Source organism: Chryseobacterium camelliae (assembly GCF_030818575.1).
In the GTDB taxonomy this organism is placed as follows: Bacteria; Bacteroidota; Bacteroidia; order Flavobacteriales; family Weeksellaceae; genus Chryseobacterium; species Chryseobacterium camelliae_A.
Genome location: NZ_JAUTAL010000001.1, coordinates 2,053,050 through 2,072,998, shown reverse-complemented (window position 1 = coordinate 2,072,998; position 19,949 = coordinate 2,053,050). Strand labels below are relative to the sequence as shown.

General features: G+C 42.6%; 20 protein-coding genes. 17 read left to right on the top strand and 3 right to left on the bottom strand.

Translation table 11 applies throughout. From position 1 onward, the window contains the following. Positions 1 to 60: 60 nt before the first annotated feature. From QE404_RS09395 to QE404_RS09315, 17 genes are all read left to right on the top strand, one after another. Positions 61 to 1,995: a vWA domain-containing protein gene (locus tag QE404_RS09395; protein ID WP_307449763.1), complete on the top strand. Its 1,935-nt coding sequence runs from the start codon at positions 61 to 63 to the stop codon at positions 1,993 to 1,995. 139 nt (positions 1,996 to 2,134) lie between these two features. Next, on the top strand, positions 2,135 to 3,310 hold the full coding sequence (locus tag QE404_RS09390) for a TlpA family protein disulfide reductase (protein WP_307449760.1): 1,176 nt from the start codon (positions 2,135 to 2,137) through the stop codon (positions 3,308 to 3,310). 155 nt (positions 3,311 to 3,465) lie between these two features. Then, complete coding sequence (locus QE404_RS09385; protein WP_307449757.1) at positions 3,466 to 3,969, top strand: GbsR/MarR family transcriptional regulator; 504 nt, start codon at positions 3,466 to 3,468, stop codon at positions 3,967 to 3,969. A 69-nt stretch (positions 3,970 to 4,038) separates the two neighbouring features. Continuing rightward, on the top strand, positions 4,039 to 4,383 hold the full coding sequence (locus QE404_RS09380) for a hypothetical protein (protein WP_307449754.1): 345 nt from the start codon (positions 4,039 to 4,041) through the stop codon (positions 4,381 to 4,383). Between the two features lie 6 nt (positions 4,384 to 4,389). Then, positions 4,390 to 4,770 carry a hypothetical protein gene (locus QE404_RS09375; protein ID WP_307449751.1) on the top strand — a complete coding sequence of 127 codons (381 nt, stop codon included), beginning with the start codon at positions 4,390 to 4,392 and terminating at the stop codon, positions 4,768 to 4,770. 130 nt (positions 4,771 to 4,900) lie between these two features. Further along, positions 4,901 to 5,317, top strand: a complete 417-nt coding sequence (locus tag QE404_RS09370) for a hypothetical protein (protein ID WP_307449748.1) — start codon at positions 4,901 to 4,903, stop codon at positions 5,315 to 5,317. A 5-nt stretch (positions 5,318 to 5,322) separates the two neighbouring features. Further along, positions 5,323 to 5,793, top strand: coding sequence for an SRPBCC family protein (locus QE404_RS09365; protein WP_307449745.1), 471 nt, complete (start codon positions 5,323 to 5,325; stop codon positions 5,791 to 5,793). Between the two features lie 172 nt (positions 5,794 to 5,965). Further along, positions 5,966 to 6,499 (top strand): YqjF family protein, encoded by a 534-nt coding sequence (locus QE404_RS09360; protein ID WP_307449742.1) that lies wholly within the window; start codon positions 5,966 to 5,968, stop codon positions 6,497 to 6,499. Beyond that, on the top strand, positions 6,474 to 6,671 hold the full coding sequence (locus QE404_RS09355; RefSeq protein WP_307449736.1) for a hypothetical protein: 198 nt from the start codon (positions 6,474 to 6,476) through the stop codon (positions 6,669 to 6,671). Before QE404_RS09360 ends, QE404_RS09355 begins: the two co-directional genes overlap by 26 nt. Positions 6,672 to 6,820: 149 nt before the next feature. Beyond that, positions 6,821 to 7,717, top strand: a complete 897-nt coding sequence (locus tag QE404_RS09350) for a TIGR01777 family oxidoreductase (RefSeq protein WP_307449734.1) — start codon at positions 6,821 to 6,823, stop codon at positions 7,715 to 7,717. 149 nt (positions 7,718 to 7,866) lie between these two features. Beyond that, positions 7,867 to 9,309: an alpha-L-fucosidase gene (locus QE404_RS09345; RefSeq protein WP_307449729.1), complete on the top strand. Its 1,443-nt coding sequence runs from the start codon at positions 7,867 to 7,869 to the stop codon at positions 9,307 to 9,309. Continuing rightward, the gene (locus QE404_RS09340; RefSeq protein ID WP_307453839.1) at positions 9,306 to 10,037 is read left to right on the top strand and encodes a glycoside hydrolase family 3 N-terminal domain-containing protein; all 732 of its coding nucleotides are present in this window, start codon (positions 9,306 to 9,308) and stop codon (positions 10,035 to 10,037) included. Before QE404_RS09345 ends, QE404_RS09340 begins: the two co-directional genes overlap by 4 nt. Next, positions 9,997 to 11,973, top strand: coding sequence for a glycoside hydrolase family 3 C-terminal domain-containing protein (locus QE404_RS09335; protein ID WP_307453837.1), 1,977 nt, complete (start codon positions 9,997 to 9,999; stop codon positions 11,971 to 11,973). Before QE404_RS09340 ends, QE404_RS09335 begins: the two co-directional genes overlap by 41 nt. Beyond that, a complete protein-coding gene (locus QE404_RS09330; protein ID WP_307449724.1) occupies positions 11,973 to 13,004 on the top strand; it encodes a sialidase family protein in 1,032 nt (343 codons plus the stop codon). The genes QE404_RS09335 and QE404_RS09330 overlap by 1 nt, the downstream gene beginning before the upstream one ends. Before the next feature lie 241 nt (positions 13,005 to 13,245). Then, positions 13,246 to 14,559 carry a PQQ-dependent sugar dehydrogenase gene (locus QE404_RS09325; protein ID WP_307449721.1) on the top strand — a complete coding sequence of 438 codons (1,314 nt, stop codon included), beginning with the start codon at positions 13,246 to 13,248 and terminating at the stop codon, positions 14,557 to 14,559. A gap of 88 nt (positions 14,560 to 14,647) precedes the next feature. Further along, entirely contained in the window at positions 14,648 to 16,036 is a 1,389-nt protein-coding gene (lpdA, locus tag QE404_RS09320) for a dihydrolipoyl dehydrogenase (RefSeq protein WP_307449717.1), read from the top strand. 469 nt (positions 16,037 to 16,505) lie between these two features. Then, a complete protein-coding gene (locus QE404_RS09315; protein WP_307449715.1) occupies positions 16,506 to 17,309 on the top strand; it encodes a patatin-like phospholipase family protein in 804 nt (267 codons plus the stop codon). A gap of 62 nt (positions 17,310 to 17,371) precedes the next feature. Here the strand turns inward: QE404_RS09315 and QE404_RS09310 are convergent, their stop codons facing one another. The 3 genes from QE404_RS09310 to QE404_RS09300 form a co-directional block, all read right to left on the bottom strand. After that, the gene (locus tag QE404_RS09310; protein ID WP_307449712.1) at positions 17,372 to 17,773 is read right to left on the bottom strand and encodes a hypothetical protein; all 402 of its coding nucleotides are present in this window, start codon (positions 17,771 to 17,773) and stop codon (positions 17,372 to 17,374) included. A gap of 51 nt (positions 17,774 to 17,824) precedes the next feature. After that, positions 17,825 to 18,535, bottom strand: coding sequence for an ABC transporter ATP-binding protein (locus tag QE404_RS09305; protein WP_307449709.1), 711 nt, complete (start codon positions 18,533 to 18,535; stop codon positions 17,825 to 17,827). Between the two features lie 83 nt (positions 18,536 to 18,618). Further along, a complete protein-coding gene (locus tag QE404_RS09300) occupies positions 18,619 to 19,188 on the bottom strand; it encodes a hypothetical protein (protein WP_307449706.1) in 570 nt (189 codons plus the stop codon). Between the last annotated feature and the right edge of the window lie 761 nt (positions 19,189 to 19,949).

Here is a 19,949-nt window from a genome sequence, read left to right as displayed (position 1 = left end):
AGGCGGAGAGCAGGATATCCTATGCCTCTATTTAAATCCAATAATTAAACCTTAACCACAATGAAAAAAGCCTGTATAACGCTTGCAGTCATGGCCTTTATGATCAGCTGCAAAACAAAAACACCTCCCTCAGCAGATGGGAAAACAAAAGTAAGCATCCGGAAAGACCACGATCAGGACGGCATCCCGAATAAAGATGACCAGTGTCCTGAAAAGCCCGGCCCTGTTGAGAACAACGGCTGCCCATGGCCGGATACGGATGGGGACGGAACCATTGATAAGGACGATGCATGCCCTGCTGTTGCCGGTCCGCCTGAAAATAACGGCTGTCCGTGGCCGGATACCGATGGCGACGGTATCCTGGATAAAGATGATTCCTGCCCGACCGTTCCCGGAATGCCGGAATACAACGGCTGCCCAAAACCCAAGGCGGTAACGGCTTCTGAAATATCCATTGGTGATGCAGCGGTCATGGGGTATGCACCTGGACTGAAGATTAGGGCTTCACAAAATACAGCATACATTAAAAAGGCTGCTGTGAAACACAAAGGAAAGCAACCGGTGAAAATCCAGCCGGACATTAATGATGAAGAATACAACAGGTTGGTGGAAAACCCGTTTGAGCTGACGAAAAACCAGCCGCTGTCCACTTTTTCCATTGATGTGGACAATGCTTCTTATTCCAATATCCGGAGGATGATCAATTACGGGTCTCCTGTGGATAAAGACGCCGTAAGGATTGAGGAAATGATCAATTATTTTAAATATGATTACCCTCAGCCTGAAGGAAACCGTCCTTTTTCAATAAGTACAGAATACAGCGATGCACCATGGAACCCAGGCAGTAAACTGTTGAAAATAGGACTTCAGGGGAAAAAGGTGCCGCTGGATAACCTCCCGGCCTCCAATATTACTTTCCTCATTGATGTTTCTGGTTCCATGAGCGATGAGAACAAGCTTCCTTTGCTCAAATCTTCTTTCAAAGTGTTACTGGACCAGCTGAGACCTCAGGATAAGGTAGGTATCGTGGTGTATGCAGGAAGCGCCGGAACAGTGTTGCCTCCAACCTCTGCCAAAGAAAAAGAAACGATCCTGCATGCACTGGAAAATCTTCAGGCCGGCGGAAGTACAGCCGGCGGCGAGGGGATAGAGCTGGCATATAAGCTGGCCGGGGAAAACTTTATCAAAGGCGGAAACAATAGGGTAGTGCTTGCTACGGACGGCGATTTCAACGTAGGCATTTCCTCAGAAAAGGGACTGGAACAACTGATCGAAGGGAAAAGGAAAACCGGCATTTTCCTTACCTGCCTGGGTTTCGGGATGGGAAATTACAAGGATAACCGCCTGGAAACCCTCGCCGACAAAGGCAACGGGAATTATGCATACATCGATAATCTTCAGGAAGCCAATAAATTCCTGGGAAAAGAGTTCGCCGGAAGCATGTATGCGATAGCCAAAGACGTAAAGATCCAGATTGAGTTCAATCCTAAGTTCGTCAAATCCTACCGGTTGATCGGATATGAAAACAGGAAGCTGAGAAATGAAGACTTTACCAATGATGCCATTGATGCCGGCGAATTAGGAAGCGGGCATACGGTAACGGCACTCTATGAAGTGATTCCAGTAGACGTCCATTCGGAATTCATTCCTAAAGAAAACATGCTGAAATATTCAGCATCGGTGAAAAACCCAAATTCAGGCAATGAACTGGCCACCATTAAATTCCGCTACAAAAAGCCGGACGGTGACAAGAGCCTTGAAATGATAAAAGTGATAAACAATGTACCGGTAAGCATAGAACAGTCAGGCCCTGATTTCAGGTTTGCATCTGCGGTAGCATGGTTCGGACTGATCCTCAGGGATTCTCAACTAATTAAAGACAAAGACCTCAAAGCGGTCGGGGCATTGGCCCGGGAAGGTAAAAACAGAGATGATGAAGGCTACAGATCGGAATTGATAAGGTTGGTGGATGTGTACAGGGGGATTCAGAAGTAGTGGTGGAGCTGCCTCCGGAAGGAGGCCGCTTTTTTGTCTGAAGAATGGTATTAGTTGAATTGTCCGGAAATCTGGATATCATATTTTTCTCAGCCGGTAAGCAAATTTGTGTATTTTTGAGTGCATTAAAAAACATATCATGAAAAACTTCTGTTATCCATTCAGGCTCATGCTGCTGTTATCCGTAACGGTAAGTACAGGACTTAGTGCGGGTACCCCTGAAAATGATCTGAAGATTTTCAGGAAACTTTCTGAAAAACTACAATCCGTAAAAACAATTTCCTATCATTATACAAGGGAATTTACTTATCCTGCGGAGGATTATCACAGCAAGTCAGAAGGTGAAATGTATGTGGATTTCAGTAAGGAAAATGATTTGGCAGGATTCCGGTATCAGTACAGAGATACAACAGGATTTTCTGTATTCAATAGTACTGAGCTTTTCGAAACTTCTGCAGAAGACAGGACAATTCAGATCAAAAATAAAGTTATGCCTTCAGATTTTGAAGGGCTTTCCGCGCTGTACAACTCAATCATCACGCTAAGGAATATTTTGCCGGCTGTTATCGGTGACCAAACCATTGTAAAGCAGGTTAAGGATACTTTGATCGGTAAGAAACCGTTCCATGTTCTGAATTTCCAAACCCAGGACCGGTATCCGGATTACCTTGGGAAAAGATTTACGGTAACCACAGAAAAGATAACGTTTTATAATAAAATAATCGTTGACAAAAAAAGTTTTCTGCCGGTAAGCTATATCCAGCTTAAAAAAGGAAGCAGGGATATTAACCGGACAGACTTCTCTCATATTGTTCTTAATCCCACAGAGCCTAAAGAAAACAGCTGGTATTACTCAACATACCTGAAAGAATACAAGGAGAAAAAAAGAGAATCGGTAAAACTGATTGATGCGGGTCAGGTCGCTCCTGATTTCAGTCTGGTACAAAATGAGACCGGCGAAAAAGTGAGTTTACAGCAGTTCCGAGGGCATCCCGTTTTGCTGGAATTCTGGATCAGGAACTGCAGTTACTGCATTAAAGCCGTTCCTGAACTCAATACATTGAATACCCGCTACGGAGTTTCCGGCTTAAAGATACTGGCCATCAATACCACGGACAGCCAACAGGCAATCCATCAGTTTGTAGCCCGGCATAAAGTTAATTATGATACCGTGAATGGAGATACATCGGTTAATGAAAACTACGGGGTCTCTGCATTCCCACAAATAATTCTTATTGATAAACAAGGCATTATATTATATTCCGGAGATCTGAATATCCCCGTTCTGGATGCAATGATCGGTAAAAATTTATAGCTGCCAGGACTGTTTAAGGACGGGAAATAAAAAAATATAATTGAACTTTCAATTATTATTGAAAGTTCAAGAAATATGATTATATTTGTAACAGGAATTGAAACTGATACCAACCGGATAGCGGCACGTTGACGTTCAAAAAGAAAAAGAAGACAATGAAACTTTCAGAAGCCAAAGAAAAATATATTCAGACCTGGGGAACCTTCGCCACCAACTGGGGGATCAACCGGACAATGGCCCAAGTGCATGCCCTGCTGATCTCTTCAGTAAAGCCGCTCTCCACCGATGAGGTGATGGAGCAATTGGAAATTTCAAGGGGAAATGCCAATATGAACCTACGCGCCCTCATGGACTGGGGAATCGTACGCAAGGAATTTGTAAAGGGCGACCGGAAAGAATATTTTGTGGCAGAGAAAGATATTTGGTTCCTGTTTAAACAAATTACCAAAGAAAGAAGGAAAAGGGAAATAGAGCCTGTGATTGCTTTCCTTGAAGAGCTGAAGGACATCGACGATAAGGATTCTGATGAAGCAAAAGAGTTCATCCGGCTGATGGATGATTTCAGTTCCGTAACGGGGAAGATCAACAATATTATGGACCTGGCGATCAAGAGCGACGACCACTGGCTGGTAGGGAAAATTACCAACCTGTTGAAATAGAAAGGATATCAGATCCTTTTTTATTTCAGTTTAATTTTCAAAAATTATTGAAAGTATAATATTTATAAGATGTTCAATATTATTTCTTATATCATTTTTCTGGCGGTAAGCTCATACATCACAGTGGATGTGGGAAGAAGGTGTTACCATGCCGGAATCTATTACCTGGACTATCTTATCCATGACCCGGAGCTTTGCCTCACCATCAACAGGATATTGCTGGGCTGTTACTACCTGATCAACCTGGGCTATATTGCCGTCAGCCTCACAACCTGGACGCCTATAAATTCCGCAGAACAGCTGCTGGCGGTAACAGCGGTACGCACCGGGAATATTCTCCTAATCCTCTGTGTCCTGCATTACATCAACCTGTTTACCCTTTATTTTTTAAGAAAAAAAATAATTCTAAAATAAAATATCATGACAGCAACTCTTTTAACCACCGCAACGTACAACTTTTCAGCGTACATGATTTACCTTCCGGTAGTGCTCATTCTCACCGTTACCGTTTCCCAGTTTCTGTTCAGGAACTCCAAAACATTCATGATGGACATTTTCCATCAGAAAGAGGATATTGCCATGGCCACCAATTCCCTGTTTAAAATCGGGTTTTACCTTCTGAACATCGGCTTCGCGCTCTGCATCATCGAACTGTACCGGATCGAAACGGTAGAAAGCCTGGTAGTAAGCCTGAGCGAAAAGATCGGTAAGTTTTCCATCTACCTCGGCATTATGATGTTCCTGAACCTTCTTTTATTCCTGAAAGGACGCAAACATGCCTCCCATAAAACCTACCCTTAAAAATGAAAAATATATTTTTTAAAGTCTGGATGTATTTTACATTTAAACTCCAGAACAAAAGAACCCGCGGGGATTTCCTGAATTTTTAAATCCCTGCCGGTATTAAAAGCAACGTTAAAAACATGCCGCTATGAAAAAGTTTATTGTTTTGGATTTCAATATCCAGTCGTACCTTATCCTGGCTTTTATTGCTATCCTCGTCATAGATATCGCCGTATTACATTCAGCCGCATCGGTGATGGTGTACTTCCTGATTGCCCTTGAGCACATAATCAGCTCCGCCAAAAGATTTTTTAATAAGCAATATGTTCGGCGTCCTGCCTTCAAAATCTATTACGGCATCAGCATGGTTTTTATGCTGTTGTTCCTGATCCTCATCATTGCCTGCAGTTTAAAACTTCAGGATTCAATAACCGGTTTTATGTTTGGTATGTTTGCGTTCGGTATATTCGGTACACCGGTTCTAGCCATCGCTTATTACCTGATTTGCTACCGGGATTACCGAAAGGTAAAGGAAACTGAAATGTTGAAGCGTAACCATAACTAAAAGCTATGCCTGCAATTATCCTCAAAACAAAGATCAATGCCGATATCCTTACCGTATTTGATCTGGCAAGGAATGTTGATGTTCACCGAAACTCAATGTCAGATACGGAAGAAATAGCCATTGCCGGCCGGACAACAGGACTGATTGAAACCGGTGAGACGGTTACCTGGAAAGCACGGCATCTGGGCATACAGCAGACACTCACTTCAAAAATCATCAGTATGGACAGACCATATGAATTTACCGATATCATGATTCAGGGTGTTTTCCGGTCTATGCACCACCAGCATATATTCAGATCTGAAGGAAAAGCAACAGTAATGACCGATATTTTTGATTTTGAATCCCCTTTCGGAATAATCGGCAAGGCCTTTAACGCACTTTATCTGACCCGTTATATGAGAAATATTCTGCTGGAGAGGAATCGTCACCTGAAACAATTCGCCGAAAGCATCCTGAAAACTCATGAAGGGTAGTTTATTATAGATTATAGATTATAGATTATAGATTATAGATTATAGATTATAGATTATAGATTATAGATTATAGATTATAGATTATAGATTATAGATTATAGATTATAGATTATAGATTATAGATTCATATTAAACACTATAAATTAATACATTATACATTAATACTCAACATATGAATTTCCTCAAAGCCGAATGGCGCAAATTAGTTATCTTTAATTACGAAATCGATCCAGAAATTTTAATCCCGTATCTGCCGGAAGGTACTGATCTGGATTTTTATCAGGGTACATGTTACGTTAGCCTCGTTGGATTTATGTTTTTGAATACCAGGCTGCTTGGAGTGTCTGTTCCTTTCCACCGCAACTTTGAAGAGGTCAACCTCCGGTTCTATGTAAAGAAAAAAGAAGGCAGCGATTGGAAGAGGGGGGTAGTGTTCATCAAAGAGATTGTGCCGAAGCCTGCTTTAAGCCTGGTCGCCAATTCCGTATATAAAGAACATTATCAGACGCTGCCCATGAACAACGCAATGAAGGCTAATGGAGATGAACTGCAGGTTCGGTACTCATGGAAGTACAGAAGCTGGCATTCGATGGAAGTGATTGCAGAAAACAGGGTATTGCCCATGGAATCAGACTCGGAATTTGAATTTATCACAGAACATTACTACGGGTTTTACGAAGATGAAAAACAGGACTTCGGAATATGAAGTATGCCATCCGAAATGGGACTGGTACAAGGTTAAAGACCATCAGCTTGACCTTGATTTCCAAAAGATGTACGGAACCGATTTTGCCTGCCTGAATGAGCAGCAGCCTGTTTCCGTTATGCTGGCAGAAGGCTCGCCGGTGGAAGTAAAGATCAAAAAATATGTCGCCTAGCGGATCCGGCTTGATTAATCATGGGGCATTAATGAATAGATCCCTAATAAGATCAACAGCATTGATCCATTCTTTACCTTTGATCAAACCCACCAATTGAACCTACCCTATACATTAATACATTGTACATTAATACAATATAATACATTATGAAAATTATCATTGCCGGCGGAACCGGATTTCTCGGAGACAGCTTAAAAAAGTTCTTTGCATCAAAAGGGCATAATGTACTCATTTTGACCCGTAAACCTGCACAGGAACATGAAATCTATTGGGATGCCCGCACCCTTGGAGATTGGAAAAATTACCTTGATGGTGCGGATGTACTGATCAACCTTACCGGAAAATCTGTCGACTGTCGGTATAACGAAAAGAACAGGCAGGAAATCTACGCTTCCAGGATTGAGAGCACAAGGATTTTACAGGAAGCTGTCGATCAATGCGTCCATCAGCCTAAAATATGGCTGAACGCAGCTTCTGCAACCATTTATGCCCATGCCGAGCAGCACCTGAATACGGAATCAAACGGTGTAATCGGGGATGATTTTTCCATGAACATCTGTAAAAGCTGGGAAGCTGAATTTTTCAATGCTGAAAATCAGGCCACCAGGAAAGCGGCTTTGAGGACTTCCATTGTGATGGGCAACAGCGGAGGCGCGTTTCCGAAACTGAAAACTGTTACAAAACTGTTCCTGGGCGGAAAGCAGGGTAGCGGTAGGCAGAAGGTAAGCTGGATCCATATTGATGATTTCTGTAGGGCGGTGGAATGGATCATTGATCATGAGGAGATGTCAGGCGCCATCAATGTTACTGCACCGCTGCCCCTGACGAATGCTGAAATGATGGACAAACTCAGAAATCGGATGAAAATACCTTTCGGACTAAATGCTGCAGTATGGCAACTGAAAATCGCTTCCTTCTTTTTACAGACTGAAACGGAACTTCTGCTGAAAAGCCGAAATGTATACCCTGAAAAGCTGTTGCAGAGTGGGTTCAGTTTTGCTTATCCGGATATGGAGATGGCTTTGAAGGATTTGATTAAATAGATTTGTTTGAGAATATATCAATGTATTAGTCGAATCCTAAAAACTTCAAGAAAGAAAAATGATTAAACAATTCCAGCTCGCCACCACATTCCAATCCCTACAGTTGTGAGATTATCGCAAGATGATTACTTTAGCGGAAAGTATTGTGTATGATCGGGAAGTGCAAAACGGCAGCCTTGTTTTTTTCTTTGTTGATGGGCTCTTCGGCCCTTTTTTCTCAGGCGCATAACGTGTCTGAAGGGTATCAGAAACCGGATGATCCGTTAGTGGTGCAGAACCTGGAACAGTGGCAGGACCTGAAGTTCGGACTGTTCATGCATTGGGGAACCTACAGTCAGTGGGGGATCGTTGAAAGCTGGAGCCTTTGTCCCGAAGATGAGTCTTGGACGCAGCGCAAACCGGAACATGGAGCAACCTACAATGAATATGTGGCGAATTATGAGCATCTCCAGGCCACCTTTAATCCGGTTCAGTTTAACCCGAAGAAATGGGCAGATGCAGCGAAAAAGGCAGGAATGAAGTATGTGGTATTTACCACCAAGCATCATGACGGCTTTGCGATGTTTGATACTGAGGAATCCGATTACAAAATTACTTCCCCGAAAACCCTGTTTTCCAAAAACCCGAAAGCGGATGTAACCAAAGAAATCTTCAATACATTCAGGGCGGACGGATTTAAGATCGGGGCCTACTTCTCTAAACCCGACTGGCATTCCGATGATTACTGGTGGCCGTATTTCCCGCCTAAAGACAGGAACGTGAATTACGACCCTAAAAAATATCCAGAACGCTGGGAAAACTTCAAAAAGTTTACGTTCAATCAGCTGAATGAGATCACTTCAAAATATGGGAAGATAGATATCCTGTGGCTGGACGGAGGCTGGGTACGACCTTTCAATACCATAGATCCTAAAGTGGAATGGCAGCGTACCATCAAAGTAGAGCAGGACATTGATATGGATAAAATAGGAACCATGGCACGCAGGAACCAGCCGGGAATCATCATCGTAGACCGGACTGTTCCAGGAAAATGGGAAAACTATGTGACACCCGAACAGGCTGTCCCGGAACATGCCCTTTCTATTCCGTGGGAAAGCTGCATCACGATGGGCGATTCCTTTTCCTATGTTCCGAACGACCGTTATAAATCTTCGCAGAAAATCATTGAAACCCTCATTAAAATCATCTCCAGGGGAGGGAATTACCTGATGAATATTGCTCCCGGTCCCAACGGGGATTATGATCCGGTGGTATATGAAAGGCTGAAGGAAATTGCCGGATGGATGGACGTGAACCAATCGGCCGTATTCGCTACCAGAAGCATTGCACCATACCATGATGGACAGGTGTATTATACGCGGAGCAAAGATGGCAAAACAGTGAATGTCTTCCATATCGATGAATCGTCGGATTATAAAGCTCCCTCAACCATCAGTTTTACCCTTCCTGAGCTATACAAGCCCAAAAAACTGAAAATATTGGGAACCTCCTCAAAAATCAGGTGGAGACAGTCCGGAAACCAAGTGGAAGTGACGGTTCCTAAAGATGCAAAATTTACCTATTCAACCGTAATTCAAATGACAGAATCATGAAGAGGTTCCGTTTTAAAGTAACAGGAGTTTTGATCCTCTTTCAGACCGTATTGGCCCAGGGGCAGAAGCCTTTATACAAAGATCCTAAGCAGCCGGTGGAAACCAGGGTCAAAGACCTGTTGAGCCGGATGACACCGGAGGAGAAGTTCTGGCAGTGTTTCATGATTCCCGGAGATCTGGACCATGTTCCTGAAGACCAGTATAGCCACGGCATTTTCGGATTGCAGGTAAGTGCTGCCAACATTGGTGGCGGTGCTGCCGGGCAGATGCTGAAATACAATGCCGATGAGAATGCGGAACGCCTGGCGGCCAAAATCAATGCGATTCAGAAATATTTTATAGAAAAATCAAGGCTGGGCATTCCTGTTATTCCTTTTGATGAAGCTTTACACGGACTGGTCAGGGAAGGAGCCACAGCTTTTCCGCAGGCGATCGCCCTTTCTGCCTCCTTTAATCCGGAATTGATGAAGGAAGTGGCTTCAGCTATTGCTCAGGAATCCCGGTTGAGGGGAATTCGCCAGATCCTGACCCCGGTGGTGAACTTAGCCAGTGACGTCCGATGGGGAAGGACTGAAGAGACCTATGGAGAAGATCCGTTTCTCACTTCGGTGATGGGAGTAAGTTTTGTCACTCCTTTTGAACAGGCCGGGATCATTACGACTCCAAAGCATTTTTTAGCCAATGTAGGTGAGGGAGGAAGGGGATTCTTACCCCATCCATTGGAGTAAAAGGTACCTGGAAGAAACCCATCTGGTTCCTTTTCATCAGGCTTTCAGCAAAGGAGGAAGCCGTTCGGTGATGACCGCATATAATCTCCTGGACGGAAGGCCTTCCACGGCAAATGAGTGGCTGCTGACACAAAAACTGAAAAAGGAATGGAACTTTAAAGGATTTGTGATCAGCGATGCCAGTGCGGTTGGAGGAGCTAATGTCCTGCATTTTACAGCCAAAGATTATGATGATGCCTCTGCACAGGCGATGAATGCCGGACTGGATGTAATCTTCCAGGCGGAGTACCAGCATTACAAACTCTTCATTCCGCCGTTTCTGGACGGAAGGATCAGTCAGCAACGGATCGATGATGCCGTTTCACGGGTTTTGAGAGCCAAATTCGAACTCGGATTATTTGAAAATCCGTATGTATCCGATAAAGAGATCAGGCAGCTGAAATTACTCGATCATAAGCCTGTTGCTGAAAAAGCGGCGATGGAATCTTTTGTCCTGCTGCAGAATAACAATCATACGCTTCCTGTTCCGGAAACGGTCAAACACATCCTGATCGTCGGTGCCGATGCAGAAGATGCAAGGCTGGGCGGGTATTCAGGTCCCGGAAACAGAAAAACAAGCATCCTGAACGGCATTAAAAAATTTACGGCAAACAAAAATATTACAATCGATTATTCCAGAGGAATTGATTGGGATGTCAAAACCCTGACTACCGTTCCGGCAGAATTCTTATCCGTTAATACCCTGAAAGGATTAAAAGGAAGTTATTTTGCAGATACGAATCTGAGCGGTGGTCCTGCTTTCGAGAGGCTGGACCAGCAGCTGAATTTCAAATGGACCCTCTATTCCCCAAATCCCGAAAAGCTTCAGCCTGACCAATACAGCGTACGCTGGAAAGGACAGCTCGAAGCACCGGCAACCGGTAAATACCTTGTAGGTCTTCGTGGAAACGACGGTTTCAGGATGTACCTTAACGGAAAGCTGATGATCGATCAATGGGAAAAGCTAAGCTATTCCATCAAAACCGTTGAAATTGATTTCGTAAAAGGCCAAAAGTATGATCTGACGGTTGAATTCCGTGAAGACCGAGGAGAAGCGAATATAGAACTGGTCTGGAATTACGGACTTAAAGACTATCAGAAAGATTTCAATGATGCTCTGAGGATGGCTCAGAATGCAGATTACATCATTATTGCGGCAGGCATTCATGAAGGGGAATTCCAGGATCGTTCGTCACTGAGCCTGCCAGGCAACCAGGAAGCATTCATCAGTGAAGTTTCCAAGCTGAATAAGCCGGTAACCGTAATATTAGTGGGAGGTTCAGCCATTAAGACAACCTCCTGGAAAGATAAGGCAGGAGCTATTTTAGATGTATGGTATCCCGGTGAAGAAGGTGGAAATGCAGTTGCCAAAGTCCTTTTCGGAGCGGAAAATCCTTCTGGTAAGCTTCCGCTGACCTTTCCGGTGGAAGAAGGCCAGCTCCCGCTAAGCTATAACCATCATCCCACCGGTAGAGGAAACGATTACTATGACCTGAGCGGAGAACCCTTGTATCCGTTCGGTTTCGGACTAAGCTATACAACATTTGAGATCTCAGACCTGAAACTCAACCGGTCAGATTATTCTCCGGCTGAAACCATAAAGGCGCAGGTGACGGTAAAAAATACGGGACTAAAAGCCGGCAGCGAAGTTGTGCAGCTGTATGTTAAAGACCTTCTGGCTTCGGTTTCAAGACCCGTTATTGAGCTGAAGGGCTTTCAGAAAGTCTATTTACAACCCGGAGAATCCAAACAGGTAACGATAGAGCTTCCTGTGCAGCAGCTTCAGTTCCTTGATGAAAAGATGAACTGGACCGTGGAGAAAGGGACGTATCGGATTATGGTAGGAAATTCGTCCAAAAACCTGCCGCTGAAACAAAACATTACTGTAACCAACTGATGAGGACTTTCATTTCATTTTTAGGATGTATTTTGTTGATTTCCTGTAAAAATTACCAGCCTGTCCTGGTATCCAGGGAAAAAATATTTACGGAAAACACAGCAGGATTCCGGCAGTGCCATGCGTCCACATTAACTGAAACAGAAAACGGTAATATTATTTGTTCATGGTTCGGTGGTGAACATGAAGGTGACCGTTCGGTAAAAATATGGCTGTCTGAATGGAATCATCAGAACTGGTCTGTTCCCAAAGCCGTTGCAGATGGAAAAGGATCCGGAAATACTGACTACCCTGCATGGAACCCGGTTTTATATACCCTTCCGAAAACAGATTCGGTATTTATGTTTTATAAAGCAGGTCCCAATCCGAGGGAATGGAGCTGCTGGTTAAAAACTTCCGCTGATGGCGGTAAAAATTGGTCACAGCCTGAAGAACTGAAAAGCCTTATAGGACCTGTAAAAAACCGTCCGCTGATGCTTCGGAACGGAGATCTTGTTTCACCTTCCAGCAAGGAATTCACGGAAAAAAACTGGAAAGTCCACCTGGAATGGAGTACTGACCGTGGAAAGACCTGGAAAGTTATTCCAGTTAACTATCAGCAAAAAGATGTACAGGTGATACAGCCCAGCATCATTGAGCACAAAAACGGTGTGCTTCAGCTCCTGGCACGGAGCCAACAGAACAAGGTGATGACTTCATTTTCCCATGACCATGGAAAGCAGTGGACTCTTTGGGAAGAAACGAACCTTGCCAATCCTAATTCAGGCACCGATGCCATCCGTCTGAAGAATAACTGGCTGCTTATGGTATATAATCCTGAAATCAGCGGGAAAAACTGGTGGGAAGGACGTACAAAGCTCAACGCAGCCATTTCGAAAGACGGTAAACAATGGAAAGATGTCCTGGTCCTGGAAAATGGCAAGGATGGCGATGAATATTCTTACCCCTCCGTTATCCAGGCTTCTGACGGGAAAGTCCATATTTCATACACCTGGAACAGGAAAAGTATCGTACATGCAGTTATCGAATGATATATCAAAGAATGAATGGTGAATGGATCAATTTACGTTGCCTTAGAAAGAGAATTTTTATTTTATATTGGTCAATCCTTTCTTAGCTATATCTTTTTCCTTTTTCATATTCTTTCTTTATTCCCTTTTTTACTTCTCTGTTTTTCATTATTTTGCTCAAAACAGGGAATGATTTTTGCAACATAGATAACGAAATAAAATATAATACTGTATTTTATCCATAAATCAAAATTATGCATCTATGAGAAAATACATTCTACCTTCTGTTATTGTAATTCTTGCAAGCTGTAAAGACCAGAAAAAGCAGGATGTTACAACCAAAAGTGAAGTGGCTACACAGACCGATACCTTAAAACTTCCGGCTCCGGATGAGAAAGGCGCTAAGAATAAGTTCAGCAATGTGATCGGCTGGCCGGCAGGAAAGGCTCCTACAGCTCCTGAAGGATTCACCGTTACCCGCTTTGCAGAAGATATCAAGAGTCCCCGGAATATGATCCAGGCGCCCAATGGCGATGTCTTCGTAGTGCTTTCCAATTCTGAGCGTTCCGCTACCGAAAAAGTTAAAAACGATATCAGCGGAAAGAGCAATGCGGAAGTAGGCGGTAAATCGGCCAACAGGATATTGGTATACAGGGATGCTAATAAAGATGGCATTCCGGAAACATCCTCCGTTTTTATTGACAACCTGAACCAGCCTTACGGAATGCTGATCATCAAAGATCAGTTCTATGTGGCCAATACAGATGGACTATGGGTATACCCCTATAAGCAGGGAGACCTGAAAATATCAGGTCCCGGAAAGAAAATGCTTAACCTTCCGGCTGGAGGCTACAACAATCACTGGACAAGAAATTTAATTGCGAATAAAGACCAGTCGAAAATATATGTTTCCGTAGGTTCCGGCAGTAATGTAGGGGAAAACGGAATGGAAAATGAAGTAAGAAGAGCCAATATACTGGAAATAAATCCTGATGGAAGCGGAGAGATTATATTTGCTTCGGGACTTAGGAATCCGGTTGGAATGAGTTGGAATCCGGTCACCGGAGCGTTGTGGACCGTAGTGAATGAACGGGATGAGCTGGGGGACGAACTGGTTCCGGATTACCTGACCAGTGTGAAGAAAGGTGCATTTTACGGCTGGCCGTATGCTTATTTCGGAAAGCATGAAGATCCCCGAAGAAAAGGAGAACGGCCTGACCTGGTTGCTAAGACCATCGTTCCTGATGTACCCCTCGGTTCCCATACGGCATCGCTGGGACTGGACTTTTATAAAGGAGCACAGTTTCCGCAAAAATATAAGAATGGGGCATTCATCGGACAGCATGGTTCCTGGAACCGCTCTTCGTTGGTAGGGTATCAGGTCGCATTTGTTCCGTTTGCCAATGGAAAAGCTTCAGGAACTTATGAACCATTTTTATCGGGATTTATTGCAGATAAAGAAAAAGGGGATGTATATGGCCGTCCTGTAGGGGTTTTGCAGCTCGCCGACGGATCTTTACTGGTAGCGGATGACGTAGGCGGAATTGTCTGGCGGGTATCCTACAGCAAAAAATAATTTAAAAATACAGAAGCAGCCTTACAGGTTGCTTTTTCGTTTCTTATCCGATATTTTTTCCTTAAATTCGCATAAAAATTTTATACTAATGAACTACGATATTATTGTCATCGGAAGTGGTCCTGGTGGATACGTTACAGCGATCAGAGCAGCACAGCTGGGTTTCAAAACTGCGATCATTGAAAAAGAAAACCTGGGAGGGATCTGCCTGAACTGGGGATGTATTCCTACTAAGGCTTTGCTGAAATCCGCTCAGGTATTTCATTACATCAATCATGCTGAAGATTACGGACTGAATAAGGTGGAAGGCAGCTTTGAATTCCCGAACGTTATTCAGAGAAGCCGTGGCGTAGCCAACAAAATGAGCAAAGGGATTGAATTCCTGATGAAGAAAAATAAGATCGATGTCATTCTGGGAACTGCAAAAGTTCAGAAAGGCAAAAAAGTTTCTGTAACGGATCAAGAAGGTAAGGTAACCGAATATACCGGTACCCATATCATCATCGCGACAGGAGCCCGTTCCAGAGAATTGCCGAACCTGCCTCAGGACGGTAAAAAAGTAATCGGATACAGACAGGCATTGTCTTTACCTGAGCAACCGAAATCTATGATCGTGGTAGGTTCCGGAGCCATCGGGGTGGAGTTTGCTGATTTCTATAATACGATGGGAACTAAAGTAACTGTTGTTGAATTCATGCCGAATATCGTTCCTGTAGAAGATGAGGAGATCTCTAAACATTTAGAGAAATCGCTTAAAAAGACCGGAATAGAGATCATGACCAATGCATCTGTAGAAAGTGTGGATACAAGCGGAGAAGGCGTAAAAGCTACTGTAAAAACAGCCAAAGGAAACATCACTCTTGAAGCGGATATCTTATTGTCTGCAGTAGGAATTGCTGCGAATATCGAGAATATCGGTCTTGAAGATGTCGGCATCCAGACAGATAAAGGAAGAGTATTGGTGAACGAATGGTATGAAACTTCAGTACCAGGATATTATGCGATTGGAGATATTATCCCTACCCAGGCTCTGGCGCACGTAGCGTCCGCAGAAGGAATTACCTGTGTGGAAAAGATCAAGGGAATGCACGTAGAGAAAATCGACTACGGCAATATTCCTGGATGTACATATTGCCATCCGGAAGTAGCTTCTGTAGGGCTTACTGAAAAACAGGCTAAAGAAAAGGGATATGAAATCAAAGTAGGGAAATTCCCGCTTTCTGCCAGCGGAAAAGCAACGGCTAACGGAAATACCGATGGATTCATCAAAGTGATTTTTGATGCCAAATACGGAGAATGGTTGGGTTGCCATATGATTGGTGACGGTGTTACCGATATGGTAGCAGAAGCTGTAGTAGCCAGAAAACTGGAGACTACAGGACATGAAATCATCAAATCCATCCACCCGCACCCAACGGTTTCCGAAGCGATCATGGAAGCTGCTGCTGCTGCTTACGGGGAGGTGATCCATATTTAAGCTTATATACTTAATATTACATATAAAGCCCGGATTTTTCCGGGCTTTTTTGTTGGTATGCACAAAACGCAGAATCAATGTCTGACAAACAGTGCGGTCACGTCAGTTCGAGTGTTTTTTCGTAGTGAAACGAAGAAAAATGTATCGAGAACCAGTGATTATCAAACAAAAGAAGGTTACCGCTTACACTAGTTTCTCGATACGCTCCATTTCATTTCGCACTCGAACAGACGGCGAATCGATTGTCTGACAATAATTGCAGCCCCAGTCAGTTCGAGTGTTTTTCGCAGCAAAACGAAGAAAAATGTATCGAGAACTGATGATTAACAAACAAAAGAACGTTATCACTTACACTAAGTTCTCCACACGCTACATTTCATGGTACACTCGAACAGACAGTCATAAACTTTTAACATAAATTTAGAAACCTTAAACCCCGTATCCAGGGATGTTTTCATACATTTATACCATGAATTTTGAAAAAACCGGACTTGTTTTATCCGGCGGAGGTACCAAAGGAATTGCCCATGCAGGAGTTCTGAAATTCTTACGCGAGAAAAACATAGAAATAGATATCCTTTCCTGCTGCAGTGCCGGTTCTATTGTTGGCTGCCTGCATGCGGTAGGCAAGACGCCGGAAGAAATTCTTGAGTTTTTCAAATCCGTATACTTTTTTAACTGGAAACATTTTGCATTCAACCAGCCAGGACTGGTCTCATCCGTAATTTTCAGGAATTACCTTAACCCCATTTTTGGGGATATGAAGCTGGGAGACCTGAATAAGGAAGTAAAGATCGTGGCAACAGAACTCATTAAAGGGACAGAAAAAGTTTTCGATCAAAACTTCAGGGTAGTAGACGCCATTATCGCCTCCTGTTCCATTCCTGGAATTACGACCCCTTATATCATTAATGATGAAATGTACTGTGATGGCGGAGTACTAAACAATTTTCCTGCTGACATCATCCGCGCAGACTGTGACAAACTGATCGGGGTCTTTGTTTCCCCTCCCCACGATATTAAAATTGATGATCTTAAATCCATCAAAGCCATTGTATCAAGATCCTATGACCTGTTGTCCTACCGGATTGAGAAAATTAAATTTGACCATTGCGATTGGTTTATCTCCTCACAGGAACTGTCTACATACGGTACATTTGAAAGGAGAAAGGAACGTCTGGAGCAGATATTCAATATTGGCTATCATGCAGCCGGAGAAAGTTTTGAAATGAGCCGGTTTTTTGCGGCTTTGCCTTCATCAGGAATTGCATAAAAAACTCCGGCTCAACAGAAGAACCGGAGGATATTATACTAACTTTTAACGGTGTAACCATTCTAGCTGGCCACTATATGGCCTTGCGGATCTATAACCTTTAGGGTATAGGGAGGTTTTTTTACAGAATCGGTCAGGTAATTCCTCCAGATCTGGTAGGTATAGCCTTCATTCTGAAATTCATAATAATAGTTTCCTCCGGTTCCGTCCGGGATTATTTCGCCATTGCTGATGATCATGCTTGGCTTCGAGGTAAGCTTGCCTTTAGCAGACCAGGATTGATACAGATATTGCTCGTTAGGCTGCTGGTCAATCCTTATCTTGAATTTTTTGGTTTTGATAATAACTGTTTTCGGGACTTTCTGTACGTATTCCTTCTGAACGGCATCAGTAGCATGGCTATTCGCATAGGATACTGAAGAAGCTGCTGTCAGGCAGATGGCTGCCAAAACTGTTTTGATCATTGGTGTGTATTTGATGGGTTATTCTTCTTATCCCGATCAAATATAAAGCCATTAGCCGGCAGTTGCGTCTTGGGTATAGCTGGTAAAGGCCTCTTCAAGGCTTTCAAACCTTCCTTTGAATTCATCGATCGGGCAGTCCTGGAGGATGTGCCCTTTATGGATAAGGATTACCCGGGAACACAGAGCTTCTACCTCCTGCATGATATGCGTGGAAAGGAGCACCGTCTTTTCCCGTCCTATTTCCCGGATGACATTCCTGATTTCAATAATCTGATTGGGATCAAGGCCATTGGTAGGTTCATCGAGGATCAGCAGGTCCGGCTGATGGATAATGGCCTGGGCAAGGCCCACCCTTTGTTTGTATCCTTTTGAAAGTTGCCCGATTTTTTTTGATCTTTCAGGTGTGATGCCCACAAGTTCAATGACATCTTCAATCCTTTGATCAGGAATCTGGTGGATATTGGCAATAAACTGCAGGTATTCCTTCACATACATTTCAAGGTACAGCGGATTGTTTTCAGGAAGGAACCCGATGCTTTTTTTACTTTCTATTTCATGTTCGGTAATGTTCTTTCCATTGAAAATGATTTCACCTTCATCTATTTTCAGCGCACCTACAATAGATTTCATAAGAGTTGATTTTCCGGCACCATTAGGGCCCAAAAGCCCGATGATTTCATTATTCCCGATCGAGATGTTGATATCGCTGAGAGCGGTCTGTTCTCCGAATTTTTTGGTCAGATGCTGTATTTGAAGGCTCATGATGAATAAAAGATCTTTTTGCAAAAATAAAATAAAAAAACTCATTCGCGAAGAATGAGCTTAAGTATATGATCAGATTACGATTATTTCCTTGATTTTTTGTTTTTTACGCTGTTAGCCGGAGTTGTAGAAGTGGCAGGAGAGGTATTGCCGACCTGTTTTTGTACTGCATTCTGGTTTATGGATGCAGGTTTGTCATACAGGGTAAATTTACCGTTGGTTCTTCCGAAGATTTTATCAATCTGTTTTTTGTTCAGGAATTGGGATTTTCCCATATACTTCCTGTTTTTATTAATGAACTGAATGATCTGAACGGTAGGCTGGCCATAATTTTTTTCATAATGCAGTTCAATAATATCATTGGGCATTTCCAGGACAATATTTCCGTCAGGTGTATCGATAAAACCATCGGTAATCATTTTATACAGTCCTGATACATCGCCGTTGACGTTCTGGAAGGAGATAGATCTGAAAGTATTGAGATTGGCCGTATTCAGGTCCTGGTAATTGATGGTGAATTTATCTCCCTTCTTATATAGGCCCACAGAATTATCTTTACCGATTTCTACCAGGCTCTCATTTTTCAGCACTTTAATCTGAGAGAAAACGGGAATACTGAGGATGAAAATGAAGAGTAAAATTATTTTTCTCATGTGGTTGATTTTTAATATTTTATAACTGTGGAATGGGCAAATTAATGAGTAAGATACTATAAAACAGTCCTGTACTTAAAGCAAAAATAATACTTTTTTTTAATATCGCATAGGCTTATATCAAGATCATATACAGAGCGCTATTGCTTTGATGATTAATTAATTTTCTGGTAATGAATTGTTTATATTTTAGATTGTATTCACTTTACATGATAAATGTTTGCAAAGAAGCAGATGTCGGGATTTGTAATACCTTAGCAGACAAATACTAAGCTTACTTACCATTTGAAACTGTTAATGCTTATTTTCCAATTGGAAAGTTAGGTCTTTTGATCTTGACATTATCAACATTCAGTCATTCATATTATTTTGGAATCGTCATAATTTTCAGAACAATTTGGTCATACAATCATTATTTTACAAAAGAAACGATACAAAAACGGAAAAGTATTTTTGGAGGTTTTTTAATCGATAAAAATTGTATAAAGGATACTACGATCATGTTTTAAAACTTATCTGTAGACTTTAGTGAAAATTTGTTAAATAATCCTTGTTTTTTTTTGATTATATGGAATAAATTTTGCTTCAAATGAAATCTGTTATAAATGCTGCTATAAGGTTCCTTCAGGAATCCCTTATCAATCGGCAGGCAAGCATTATATGGCTTTGATCAATATGGAAAGTGATTTCATCATCATCTTGTGATGCTTATGTTCTCAACATTATTTTCACAGGCAGTTATCTTACAAAAAGTTGTCAGA

Bases quoted from the DNA above. Each gene is read 5' to 3' on its own strand.
- QE404_RS09395 (WP_307449763.1), top strand. From the start codon at position 61: ATGAAAAAAGCCTGTATAACGCTTGCAGTCATGGCCTTTATGATCAGC.
- QE404_RS09390 (WP_307449760.1), top strand. From the start codon at position 2,135: ATGAAAAACTTCTGTTATCCATTCAGGCTCATGCTGCTGTTATCCGTA.
- QE404_RS09385 (WP_307449757.1), top strand. From the start codon at position 3,466: ATGAAACTTTCAGAAGCCAAAGAAAAATATATTCAGACCTGGGGAACC.
- QE404_RS09380 (WP_307449754.1), top strand. From the start codon at position 4,039: ATGTTCAATATTATTTCTTATATCATTTTTCTGGCGGTAAGCTCATAC.
- QE404_RS09375 (WP_307449751.1), top strand. From the start codon at position 4,390: ATGACAGCAACTCTTTTAACCACCGCAACGTACAACTTTTCAGCGTAC.
- QE404_RS09370 (WP_307449748.1), top strand. From the start codon at position 4,901: ATGAAAAAGTTTATTGTTTTGGATTTCAATATCCAGTCGTACCTTATC.
- QE404_RS09365 (WP_307449745.1), top strand. From the start codon at position 5,323: ATGCCTGCAATTATCCTCAAAACAAAGATCAATGCCGATATCCTTACC.
- QE404_RS09360 (WP_307449742.1), top strand. From the start codon at position 5,966: ATGAATTTCCTCAAAGCCGAATGGCGCAAATTAGTTATCTTTAATTAC.
- QE404_RS09355 (WP_307449736.1), top strand. From the start codon at position 6,474: ATGAAAAACAGGACTTCGGAATATGAAGTATGCCATCCGAAATGGGAC.
- QE404_RS09350 (WP_307449734.1), top strand. From the start codon at position 6,821: ATGAAAATTATCATTGCCGGCGGAACCGGATTTCTCGGAGACAGCTTA.
- QE404_RS09345 (WP_307449729.1), top strand. From the start codon at position 7,867: ATGATCGGGAAGTGCAAAACGGCAGCCTTGTTTTTTTCTTTGTTGATG.
- QE404_RS09340 (WP_307453839.1), top strand. From the start codon at position 9,306: ATGAAGAGGTTCCGTTTTAAAGTAACAGGAGTTTTGATCCTCTTTCAG.
- QE404_RS09330 (WP_307449724.1), top strand. From the start codon at position 11,973: ATGAGGACTTTCATTTCATTTTTAGGATGTATTTTGTTGATTTCCTGT.
- QE404_RS09325 (WP_307449721.1), top strand. From the start codon at position 13,246: ATGAGAAAATACATTCTACCTTCTGTTATTGTAATTCTTGCAAGCTGT.
- lpdA (WP_307449717.1), top strand. From the start codon at position 14,648: ATGAACTACGATATTATTGTCATCGGAAGTGGTCCTGGTGGATACGTT.
- QE404_RS09315 (WP_307449715.1), top strand. From the start codon at position 16,506: ATGAATTTTGAAAAAACCGGACTTGTTTTATCCGGCGGAGGTACCAAA.
- QE404_RS09310 (WP_307449712.1), bottom strand. From the start codon at position 17,773: ATGATCAAAACAGTTTTGGCAGCCATCTGCCTGACAGCAGCTTCTTCA.
- QE404_RS09305 (WP_307449709.1), bottom strand. From the start codon at position 18,535: ATGAGCCTTCAAATACAGCATCTGACCAAAAAATTCGGAGAACAGACC.
- QE404_RS09300 (WP_307449706.1), bottom strand. From the start codon at position 19,188: ATGAGAAAAATAATTTTACTCTTCATTTTCATCCTCAGTATTCCCGTT.